Genomic DNA, 10,184 nt, shown 5'->3' on the forward strand with positions numbered 1-10,184 from the left:
GCTTTTGATTCGGTTTCAGCCGGTTGCGCTGGTGTTTCCGGAGGGCACGATTCCCATCTCGGCACGGATGCTCCCTCTCCCTTCAGGGAGAGGGCTGGGGAGAGGGGCTCTTGGCTCTCAGCTTCATGCTCAAGCCTGGTGCAGGTACCAGCGCCAATCCTGCTCCCCGACCTCGCCCATGAACTGCCGGTACTCCGCCTGCTTCACCTTCAGGTACACGCCCAGGAACTCACGCCCCAGCGCGTCCCGCGCCCAGCTGGAGCGCTCCAGCGCGCGCAGCGAGGTGAGCCAGTCGGTGGGCAGCAGTTCCTTGGCCTGGGCGTAGCCGTTGCCTTCCACCGGCTCGCCCGGGTCGATGTCTTCGCGGATGCCGCGGTGGATGCCGGCGAGGATGGCCGCCGCCGCCAGGTAGGGGTTGGCGTCGGCACCGCAGATGCGGTGCTCGATGTGCCGGGTGTGGGCCGGCCCGCCCGGTACGCGCAGGCTGACGGTGCGGTTGTCGCAGCCCCAGGTCGGCGCCAGCGGCGCATAGCTGTTGGCCTGGAAGCGCCGGTAGGAGTTGGCGTTGGGGCAGAACAGCAGCAGCGAGTCGAGCAGGCTGGCGAGCATGCCGCCCACCGCCTGGCGCAGGAGCGGCGTGCCGGCCGGGTCTTCGCTGGCGAAGAGGTTTTCGCCCTCGGCATCGGCCAGGGACACGTGCATGTGCATGCCGGTGCCGGCCAGGTCGTCGAAGGGCTTGGCCATGAAGCAGGCCTGCATCCCGTGCTTGTGCGCCACGCCTTTCACCAGGCGCTTGTAGCGCACGGCCTGGTCCATGGCGGTGAGGGCGTCGCCATGCTCCAGGGTGATCTCCACCTGGCCGGGGGCGTACTCGGAGATGGCGGTGCGCGCCGGGATGCCCTGGGCCTTGCAGGCGGCATAGAGGTCGGCGAGGAAGGGTTCGATCTGCTCCAGTTCGCGCAGGCCGTAGACCTGGGTGGAGCGCGGCCGGCCGCCGTCGGCGTCCAGCGCCGGTTGCGGGCGGCCGTTGGCGTCGCGCCTGGCGTCCAGCAGGTAGAACTCCAGCTCGCAGGCCATCACCGGGTGGTAGCCGGCGGCCTTCAGCTCGTCGATCACCTTGACCAGCACGTGGCGCGGGTCGGCGATGTCGGCCGGCTTGCCTTCGACCGGGTGCATGCTGACCTGCACCGCGGCGGTGGGGATCTGCCGCCAGGGCAGGCGCACCAGGCTGCCTTCCAGCGGGTAGGCGCGGCAGTCGATGTCGCCGACGTCCCACACCAGCCCGGAATCCTCCACGTCCTCGCCATGCAGGGTGAGGCCGAGGATGGTGCTCGGCAAGGGCCGGCCGGACTCGTACACCGCCAGCAGTTCCTCGCGGTGCAGCAGCTTGCCGCGGGGCACGCCGTTGGCGTCGAGGATGAACAGCTCGACCATCTCGATGTCGGGGTTGGCGGCCAGGAAGGCCTGGGCCTCTTGCACGGGAGCGAATTTCATTGTTGTTCTCGCATAGCGCCGATGGGCGCGCTGATGACCTGCACGGCCGGGCTGCGGCGGGGCAGGCGATGCTATGGCTACGGCTGGACGCGGAGCGTGTGTCGCTTGTGTTCAGCGTAGTGCCGGCGAAGGGCCGGGCGCGGGGCGCCCGTCAGCGTGCGGCGCTATCCGGTGGACGCGCGTGGCGGCAGTGCCAGAGCGCCCAGAAGGCCAGCTCCAGCGGCAGCGAGAGGGGTTGCAGGCGTAGCCAGCGGCAGCGTTCGCGCGGCAGGCGCAGGGGCTCTGCCCGGGGGGCGGAGGCGCTGGCGGCGGCGAAGTGCTGTTGCAGAAGGTGCATGGGTGGCTGCGTGGAGGACGATGCCCGGAGACTGGCACAGGCGATGGGTGCTTTAAATGTGAATTTAATGACCTTTGGTTGAGCGGAATCGAAACCGAATGCGCGCCCGAGCGGGTCCGCGACGGCCGGCACCTGCCGTCGATCCCTTGCGTGCGCTTCGGCTAGGGCCGGCCGTCGCGTTCATCCTGCTTCTGGTAGTGCGCCAGGACCATCCGCGCCGGGATCAGCGCCGCCAGGCCCAATACCCCGCAAAGGGTGATGATGCTCGTGCCGGTGGGGTCGTCCAGGCTGTCGCCCAGGGCCGCCAGGCCAATGGTCAGCAGGATCATCACCAGGCCGAACCATTGCGCCATCTGCGCCCAGCGCAGCAGCATGGCGCGGCGCGCCTCGTGCAGGTGGAAATCCGGGTGGCTGTGGTGCCGCATGCTCGTGTCCTCCTCTTGTTCTCGCACCAGCCTACGCCGCTGAGGGCGTCGGCGGCGGTGGCCGGCCGAGCGGTAGGCCGTCACACCGCCGAAGCGATGAACCCCCGCAGCCACTGGTGCGCCGGGTCGCGGTGCGCGCGTTCGTGCCAGAGCATAGACATCTCGTACCCCGGCACCTCCAGCGGCGCCTCCACCATGCGCAGGCCGCTGTCCGGGCGCACCAGGCGTTGCGGCAGCATGGCCACCAGGTCGGTGCTGGCCAGCACCGGGGCGACGAACTGGAAGTGTGGCACCGACAGCACCACCCGGCGCTCGCGGCCCAGCCCGGCCAGGGCCTTGTCGGTGGGGCCGTGGAAGCCGCCGCCGTCCGGCGAGACGATCACCTGCTCCAGCTGGCAGAACCGATCCAGGCTCGGCCGCCGCTTCAGCCGCGGGTGCCCGGCGCGGCCGACCAGCACGTAGCGTTCCTGGAACAGCGGGCGCCGGCGCAGCCCTTCGGGAGAGTCCTCGGTGGTGTGGAACACCAGGTCGGCGTCGCCCTGTTCCAGTTGCCTGACGATTAGCGCCGGCAGCAGCGGCAACAGCGCCAGGCGCGTGCCCGGCGCCGCCTCGCGCAGGCCGCGCAGGGCCGGCAGCACCACGGTGGCCTCGCTGTAGTCGGAGGCCACCAGGCGCCAGGTGTTGTTCGCGGTGCCGGGGTCGAACGGCTCGCTCGGCGCCACCGCCCGCTCCAGTGCCGCCAGGGCCTGGCGCAGGGGCTCGCGCAGCGCCTCGGCGCGGGCTGTGGGGCGCATGCCGCGGGGGCCGGGCAGCAGCAGCGGGTCGTCGAACAGCTCGCGCAGCCTGGCCAGTTGCACGCTCACCGAGGGCTGGGAGAAGTGCAGGCGCTGCGCGGCGCGGGTGACGTTGTGCTCGGCCAGCAGCACGTCGAGGGTCACCAGCAGGTTCAGGTCCAGGGTGCGCAGATTGGTCATGACTATACCTGGTGTAATGGATATTCATTTCCACTATACCGTGGGCAACGCCATGCTGCGGCCATCCACCTTTTGGAGACCGCCATGAATATCCTCATCGTTTATGCCCACCCCGAACCCCGCTCGCTCAACGGCTCGCTCAAGGACTTCGCCGTGCGCCGCCTGCAGGCCGCCGGCCACCAGGTGCAGGTCTCAGACCTATACGCCATGGGCTGGAAGGCCCCGCTGGATGCCGCCGACAGCCTGGACGGCGCGGCCGCCGGGCGCTTCGACCCCTCCGAGGATTCCCGCCGCGCCTATGCCAGCGGCCGGCAGAGCGCCGACATCGCCGCCGAGCAGGCCAAGCTGCGCTGGGCCGACGCGCTGGTCCTGCAGTTCCCGCTGTGGTGGTTCTCCATGCCGGCCATCCTCAAGGGCTGGGTCGAGCGCGTGTACGCCTATGGCTTCGCCTACGGCGTGGGCGAGCACTCCGATGCGCGCTGGGGCGACCGCTACGGCGAGGGCAGCCTGGCCGGCAAGCGCGCCATGCTGGTGGTCACCACCGGCGGCTGGGAATCGCACTACAGCGCCCGCGGCATCAACGGGCCGATCGACGACCTGCTGTTCCCCATCCACCACGGCATCCTCTACTACCCGGGCTTCGAGGTGTTGCCGGCGTTCCTGGTGTACCGCGCCGGGCGCATGGACGAGTCCCGCTACGCCGCCATCGAGCAGGCCTATGGCGAGCGCCTGGACAGGCTGTTCAGCACCGCGCCCCTCCCGTTCCGCCGGCAGAATGCTGGGGACTACGAGATACCCGCGCTGACCTTGCGTGAGGATATTGCACCTCAGCTGACAGGCTTTGCTGCGCATCTGGGGTGACAGTCTCGATGGGGGCGGTGCACCGCTTTTCGTAGGAGCGAGCTTGCTCGCGAACGGTGCTCACCGGTGACTTCGGTGTTTCGGTCTGGCGCCTTTCCCTCTCCCTAACCCTCTCCCTGAAGGGAGAGGGGACCATTCGGTGCGGTCTGCTTTTCCCGAGTCAGCCGGCAGGCAAGGTGGTTTCCGGCTGAAACCATTCCTCATCTCGGCACGGTCTAGCCCCCTCTCCCTTCAGGGAGAGGGCTGGGGAGAGGGGACCGTGGTCAAGCCCATGCAGCGAAGTGGCCGGTTCACGCCGTTCGCGAGCAAGCTCGCTCCTACGAAAAGCAACTCACACCCCCGCAATTCACTTCAACCGAACCTTGCACGTATCCCGCCTGTCAGAGGTCCGTATCGGAAAAAATACAAAAGGACCACGGACCCATGTTGAAGAGCTGGCGCAATAGCCGCTGGAAGCACTGGCTGGAAGAGCACGACATCGAATTCCGCAGCGGCGTCAGCCGCCTGGGGCGCGGGAAGCGCCTGCTGGTCGAGGCGCCCGGCAGCATCGGCGAGGCGGAGTTCAAGATCTACCGCGACGAGATGCGCATCGGCGCCTTCTCCACCATCCGCGCCACCAGCTTCCACCGCATCTCGCACATCGGCCGCTTCAGCTCCACCGGCCAGCACTGCCGTGTCGGCCTGGCCGCCCGTGCGCACCCGATGGACTGGCTGAGCACCAGCTCGGTGCAGTACGAGCCGGGTGTGTTCGACCGCTACGACACGCCGCGCCAGCGCTACGAAGACACCGACGCCGATACCTGGATCGGCAACGACGCCTTCATCGGCGAGGGGGCGGTGGTGATGAGCGGGGTGAAGGTCCACGATGGCGCCGTGGTGGCGGCCATGTCCGTGGTGACCCGCGACGTGCCGCCTTACGCCATAGTCGCCGGCTCGCCGGCGAAGGTGGTGCGCTACCGCTTCCCGCCGGAAATCTGCGAGCGCCTGCTGGCCAGCCGCTGGTGGGACCTGGCGCCGGCGCAGATCGCCGCCTTGCCGTTGTCGCGCATCGAAGAAGCGTTGGAGCGTGTGGAGGCCCTGCGCGCCAGCGGCGAGGCGCGCCCGCCGGTCTACCCGAACATCGAGATCCGCCGCCAGGGCTGCCGCCTGCTGTCCGAGGGCGCCGGCTAGCCCGGTACGGAGCGGCACCGCTGCGCCGCCCCGTACGGAACGCCCGGGGCGCTCAGCGCCGGTCCTGGGCCAGTTGGTAGAGCTGCCGCGCTTCCGCCGCCATGGGCAGCAGGGCCGAGACCAGGCGGGCCTAGCCCTGCACCAGCGGCATTTCGTCGGGGCAGTCCGCCAGCAGGCACAGCAGGTCTTCCAGGGCCACCAGGCGGCGCTCGGCGGCTTCGAACAGGTGCTGGGCGGGGGCGCCGGCGTCGACGAACAGTACGTCGTCGTGGGGCTGGGCCAGGTTGGTGAGGGGTTGCAGATCAGACATGGCGCACCTCCGGGGCTGGGAGGGCGAAGTACGGATAGTGCATGTTCCATTGCTCCTGAGCGGGATCAAGAGCCGCCTCCCGGAAAAGGGAGGCGGACCGTACGGGGGTAGGATACCGTTGCGAAAGAAGACGGCAGGCCCGAAGGCCTCCCCGGACGGCCCGCCACGGAACGTGAGTGCACACAACGATGGACCGACTGCGCTCACGGCTATGACGCACCACCCTCCGCAACGGGATCCTACCCCCGGCCACAGCAAGGCTGCGGCAGGGCGGAATCTATCCAGCGCCCTCGTAGGACCTCAAGGCGAATTCAGCGTGGGAATTTTTACGTGGGGTAGGGGCGCCGCCCGCGGCGAATCGCTATGCTCGGGGCCATGAACGGCCAGCCTCCACTCCGCCAACCCTGCCCGCCGGGCGCCTGCGATTGCGGGCGCGAGGCGCTGCTGGCCGAGCCCCACGGCGACATCCGCATCCTCCTGCTCACCCGCCAGGAAGAACAGCGCCTGCTGCAGCGCCTGGAGCAGCTCAAGGACCTGGCCGACCTGCAGCACATGCAGCAGCGCATGTACGAGCAGCTCGGCCTGCGCCTGAGCATCGCTCCCGGTTTCAACGAGGTGCGCAGCATGCGCGGCCTGGACATCCGCATCGCCGAGCAGCCCGGCCTGTGCCGCAAGACCCGCCAGGCCATCCCCGCGGCCATCCGCCGGGGCCTGGAGCGCACCCCGGAAATCGCCTGGCGCCTGCTGGATTCCTTCGACCTGCTGGGCGGCAGCCACTAGGCCAGACCTGCGCGGCCGTCGCCGACCGCGTGCATTTTTCCAAGGCTTTGCTAATGTCGTTAACCAGGAGATGGCATTCCTCCTCTAACCGCCCCCCGGCTGATGATGCCTACGCATAACCCTCCATGGGCGGCGTAGGCATTGTTCTGCTGTCCATGGTCTGCCCATGGACAGCGCACATGCCCGACCCATCCCGTTCCGCCGCCTTCCGCACCCTGCTTCCCGCAAGCCGGTACGCCGTGCTGCGCCGCCGCCCGCCGGCGGGGGAGGGTGCGCCATGAAGGGCTACCAGCTGACCTTCTTCACCCAGCAGGACCGCAAGGTCCACCACCAGCCCGTCGCCGAATGGCTGATGGCCGAGGCGCTGCGCCTGGGCGTGCATGGCGCCACCCTGTTGGCCGCCAAGGAGGGGTTCGGCCACCACCACCGGATGCATGCCGCGCGCTTCTTCGAGCTGGCCGACCAGCCCCTGGAGGTGGTGATGATGGTCACCGAGGCGGAAATGCAGCGGATCTTCACGCGCCTGGCCGAGGAACACCTGAAGCTGGTGTACGTGAAGACCCCCGTCGAGTTCGGCGTACTGGGCGAGGACGACGAGCCCGCCAACGGAGGCCGCCATGACTGAGATATGGGCCCAGGCCGCCCTGTGGCTGGGGCTGGCGTTGCTGGCGACGCTGGTGTCGATCTTCCTGCGCATCGCCACGGCGCTGTCGGAGATCGTCGTCGGGACCATCGCCCAGCTGATCATCGGGGCGCTGCTGGGCATGGCGGTGCTGCAGGGCGACGCCAGCTGGATCAAGTTCCTCTCCGGCGCCGGGGCCATCCTGCTGACCTTCCTGGCCGGCGCCGAGCTGGACCCGAAGGTGTTCCGCAGCCACTGGAAGCAGGCCACGGTGATCGGCCTGGTCGGCTTCGTGGTGCCCTTCATCGGCTGCGCGGCGCTGGCGCGCTGGGGCCTGGGCTGGGATGCGCAGGCCAGCTGGCTGGCCGGCATCGCCATGTCCACCACCTCGGTGGCGGTGGTCTACGCGGTGATGCTGGAGCTGGGGCTGAACACCAGCGAGTACGGCAAGATCGTGCTGGCGGCCTGCTTCGTCAACGACCTGGCCACGGTGATCGCCCTGGGGCTGATCTTCGCCCCCTTCACCCTGAGGACCGCCGGTTTCGCCGGCATCCTGGTCCTGGCCGCGCTGCTGCTGCCGTGGATCACCCCGCGCTTCTTCCGGCGCTTCGGCGGCCGCCCCTCGGAACTGGAGGCCAAGTTCCTCATGTTCTGCCTGTTCGCCCTGGGCGCGGCGGCGACCTGGGCCGACAGCGAGGCGGTGCTGCCGGCCTACCTGATCGGCATGGTGCTGGCCGGCACCGTGGGCAAGGACCACGCGCTGATCCGCCGCCTGCGCACCCTGACCTTCGGCCTGCTGACGCCGTTCTACTTCATCCGCGCCGGCTCGCTGGTGTCGCTGCCGGCGCTGGCCGCGGCGCCCGCGGCCTTCGTGTTGCTGCTGCTGGTGAAGATGCTCACCAAGCTGGTGGGCGTGTACCCCACCTGCCTGTTCTACGGCTCGCCGCGCCGGGAAGGGGCCTACACCACCCTGCTGATGTCCACCGGGCTGACCTTCGGCACCATCTCGGCGCTGTTCGGCCTGGCCCACGGGCTGATCGACCAGGGCCAGTACTCGGCGCTGGTGGCCGCGGTGATCGGCAGCGCGGTGGTGCCGACGTTGATCGCCAACGCCTTCTTCCTGCCCCGGCACCTGCTGCCCAGGGACGACCCGGAGGAGGCCGCCGGCCCGCCGGCGCAAGCCCCGCAACCTGCGCACCAAGACGACTTGCGCCCGCAGACGCGGCGCAGAGGAGGTGAAGCATGATCAAGCGCATCCTGGTGGCCTACGACGCTTCCACGGCGGCGGAGCTGGCCCTGAACTTCGCCAACGACCTGGCCGAGCGCTTCGGCGCCAGCCTGCACATCCTCTCGGTGGCGCAACCGCCGGAGTTCGGCGACGAGGTGGAGACCGAGGCGGTGATCGAGCGCTCCCGCACGCACTTCCACCACGCCTTCAAGCTGCTGGGCTACAGCCGCATGCCGGTGGAGGAGCGGCCGACCACCCACGTCTCGGTGGGGCGCCCGGCCGAGCAGATCGTGCGCTACGCCGAGGAGCACCACATCGACCACATCGTCATCGGCCACCGCGGCCACTCGGGGTTCGAGCGCTGGCTGCTGGGCTCGGTGGCGCGCCAGGTGATCGACCACGCGCCCTGCGCGGTCACGGTCATCCGCGGCTGAGCGGCCGGAGGAGGAAACGACATGCTGCAGATCGACATTCCCGGCGTGGGCAGCTTGCAGTTGAAACACATGATCTGCGACTACAACGGCACCCTGGCCGTGGATGGCCGGCTGATCGACGGGGTGGCCGAGCGCCTGGAGGTGCTCGGCCGGAAACTGGCCCTGCACGTGGTCACCGGCGACACCTTCGGCAGCGCCGAGGCGGAACTGGCGGCGCTGGAGGTGAACCTGCTGGTGCTGTCCGAGAAGGACCAGGCCATTTCCAAGGAGGACTACCTGCGCACCCTGGGCCTGCACGGCGTGGTGGCCATCGGCAACGGCAGCAACGACCGCTACATGCTGCAGCAGTCGGCCCTGGGCATCGCGGTGATCGGCCCGGAGGGCGCCTCCTCGGTGGCCATCGGCTCGGCGGACCTGGTCGCCCTGGACATCCTCAGCGCCCTGGATATGCTGAGCCACCCGCAGCGCATCATTGCCAGCCTGCGCTGCTGAACCTGACAGGAGTAGGACGATGACAAGGATCATTCTGACCCGCCACGGCCACGTGGACTGGATCGCCCCGGAGCGCTTCCGCGGCCGCGCCGAACTGCCGCTGTCGGCGCTGGGCCGGCGCCAGGCCGAGGCGGTGGCCCGGCGCATCGCGGAAAGCTGGCAGCCGGTGGCGATCTACACCAGCCCGCTGTCGCGCTGCATCGACACCGGCGCCGCCATCGCCCGCGCCACCGGTGCCCCGGCGCAGGCCCTGGAAGGCCTGGCCGACACCGACTACGGCCAGTGGCAGGGCCTGACCCATGACGAAGTGCGCGCCCGCTGGCCGGAGGAGCACCGCATCTGGCTGGAGGCGCCGGACCTGGCGGCCATCCCCGATGGCGAGAGCCTGGCCGACGTGCTGGCCAGGGGTACCCGTGTGTTGCGCGAGGTGTTGCGGCAACATGCCGGGCAGACCCTGGTGCTGGTGGGGCACGACAGCATCAACCGCGTCCTGCTGCTGCAGGCGCTGGGGTTGCCGTTGGCGCGCTACTGGCGGCTGAAGCAGGAGCCTTGCTGCGTCAACGAACTGGTCGTGGAGGATGACGTCTTCACGCTGCACCGGCTCAACGAGACCTACCATCTGACCGGGGTGACGGCTGAGGGGTGAGGCCGTTTTCAACGACGGATAATCGCGGACGGAGTCCGCTCCTACGGTTCCAGGACGCACGGCTTTTCGTAGGAGCGAGCTTGCTCGCGAACGGTGCTCACCTGTGACTGCGGTGTTTTGGCTGGACGCCTTTCCCTCTCCCTAACCCTCGGCTGCGCGCCCCGCCCCGAAGGGAGAGGGGACTGTTCGGAGCGGTCTGGTTTTCCCGAGTTAGCCGGCAAGCAAGGTGGTTTCCGGCTGAAACCATTCCTTATCTCGGCACGGACTAGCCCCCTCTCCCTTCAGGGAGAGGGCTGGGGAGAGGGGCTCTTAAACCCGGCACCTACGGCACCGGGAAACACCGTTCGCGAGCAAGCTCGCTCCTACGAAGAGCACCTCGGCGGTTCCAGGGAGCCTCGGGCGTAGGAGCGG

The 10,184-nt window shown here is 69.1% G+C and carries 13 protein-coding genes and 1 riboswitch; of the genes, 8 read left to right on the forward strand and 5 right to left on the reverse strand.

Annotated elements, in window-relative coordinates; translation table 11 throughout:
- Window positions 1-129: 129 nt before the first annotated feature.
- The 4 genes from DK254_RS31260 to DK254_RS31275 form a co-directional block, all read right to left on the reverse strand.
- The gene (locus DK254_RS31260; RefSeq protein ID WP_109936939.1) at window positions 130-1,494 is read right to left on the reverse strand and encodes a glutamine synthetase family protein; all 1,365 of its coding nucleotides are present in this window, start codon (window positions 1,492-1,494) and stop codon (window positions 130-132) included.
- A 151-nt stretch (window positions 1,495-1,645) separates the two neighbouring features.
- Window positions 1,646-1,831, reverse strand: coding sequence for a hypothetical protein (locus DK254_RS31265; protein WP_109936940.1), 186 nt, complete (start codon window positions 1,829-1,831; stop codon window positions 1,646-1,648).
- Between the two features lie 161 nt (window positions 1,832-1,992).
- Window positions 1,993-2,256 (reverse strand): hypothetical protein, encoded by a 264-nt coding sequence (locus DK254_RS31270; RefSeq protein WP_109936941.1) that lies wholly within the window; start codon window positions 2,254-2,256, stop codon window positions 1,993-1,995.
- An 80-nt stretch (window positions 2,257-2,336) separates the two neighbouring features.
- Window positions 2,337-3,230, reverse strand: a complete 894-nt coding sequence (locus DK254_RS31275) for a LysR family transcriptional regulator (protein WP_109936942.1) — start codon at window positions 3,228-3,230, stop codon at window positions 2,337-2,339.
- 84 nt (window positions 3,231-3,314) lie between these two features.
- Between DK254_RS31275 and DK254_RS31280 the strand changes: the two genes are divergently transcribed.
- Both DK254_RS31280 and DK254_RS35110 read left to right on the forward strand, forming a co-directional pair.
- Complete coding sequence (locus tag DK254_RS31280; RefSeq protein WP_109936943.1) at window positions 3,315-4,091, forward strand: NAD(P)H-dependent oxidoreductase; 777 nt, start codon at window positions 3,315-3,317, stop codon at window positions 4,089-4,091.
- A 423-nt stretch (window positions 4,092-4,514) separates the two neighbouring features.
- Window positions 4,515-5,261: a CatB-related O-acetyltransferase gene (locus DK254_RS35110; protein ID WP_109936944.1), complete on the forward strand. Its 747-nt coding sequence runs from the start codon at window positions 4,515-4,517 to the stop codon at window positions 5,259-5,261.
- 130 nt (window positions 5,262-5,391) lie between these two features.
- On the opposite strand, the gene DK254_RS31290 is transcribed toward DK254_RS35110, so the two are convergent.
- Window positions 5,392-5,571 (reverse strand): hypothetical protein, encoded by a 180-nt coding sequence (locus DK254_RS31290; RefSeq protein ID WP_256596001.1) that lies wholly within the window; start codon window positions 5,569-5,571, stop codon window positions 5,392-5,394.
- Between the two features lie 375 nt (window positions 5,572-5,946).
- Here DK254_RS31290 and DK254_RS31295 point away from each other — a divergent pair, with 375 nt between their 5' ends.
- The 6 genes from DK254_RS31295 (at window position 5,947) to DK254_RS31320 (ending at window position 9,773) form a co-directional block, all read left to right on the forward strand.
- Window positions 5,947-6,351 (forward strand): hypothetical protein, encoded by a 405-nt coding sequence (locus DK254_RS31295; RefSeq protein ID WP_109937365.1) that lies wholly within the window; start codon window positions 5,947-5,949, stop codon window positions 6,349-6,351.
- A gap of 57 nt (window positions 6,352-6,408) precedes the next feature.
- Window positions 6,409-6,470: riboswitch (Fluoride riboswitch) on the forward strand.
- Window positions 6,471-6,628: 158 nt separating this feature from the next.
- Window positions 6,629-6,976 (forward strand): DUF190 domain-containing protein, encoded by a 348-nt coding sequence (locus DK254_RS31300; protein WP_109936945.1) that lies wholly within the window; start codon window positions 6,629-6,631, stop codon window positions 6,974-6,976.
- Window positions 6,969-8,219, forward strand: a complete 1,251-nt coding sequence (locus DK254_RS31305; protein WP_109936946.1) for a cation:proton antiporter — start codon at window positions 6,969-6,971, stop codon at window positions 8,217-8,219. The genes DK254_RS31300 and DK254_RS31305 overlap by 8 nt, the downstream gene beginning before the upstream one ends.
- Window positions 8,216-8,635: a universal stress protein gene (locus DK254_RS31310; protein ID WP_109936947.1), complete on the forward strand. Its 420-nt coding sequence runs from the start codon at window positions 8,216-8,218 to the stop codon at window positions 8,633-8,635. The genes DK254_RS31305 and DK254_RS31310 overlap by 4 nt, the downstream gene beginning before the upstream one ends.
- Window positions 8,636-8,656: 21 nt before the next feature.
- Window positions 8,657-9,127: an HAD family hydrolase gene (locus DK254_RS31315; protein WP_109936948.1), complete on the forward strand. Its 471-nt coding sequence runs from the start codon at window positions 8,657-8,659 to the stop codon at window positions 9,125-9,127.
- Between the two features lie 19 nt (window positions 9,128-9,146).
- Window positions 9,147-9,773 (forward strand): histidine phosphatase family protein, encoded by a 627-nt coding sequence (locus DK254_RS31320; protein ID WP_109936949.1) that lies wholly within the window; start codon window positions 9,147-9,149, stop codon window positions 9,771-9,773.
- Window positions 9,774-10,184: the final 411 nt, after the last annotated feature.

The sequence above is a fragment of the Pseudomonas sp. RW407 genome (genome assembly GCF_003176655.1).
In the GTDB taxonomy this organism is placed as follows: domain Bacteria; phylum Pseudomonadota; class Gammaproteobacteria; order Pseudomonadales; family Pseudomonadaceae; genus Pseudomonas; species Pseudomonas delhiensis.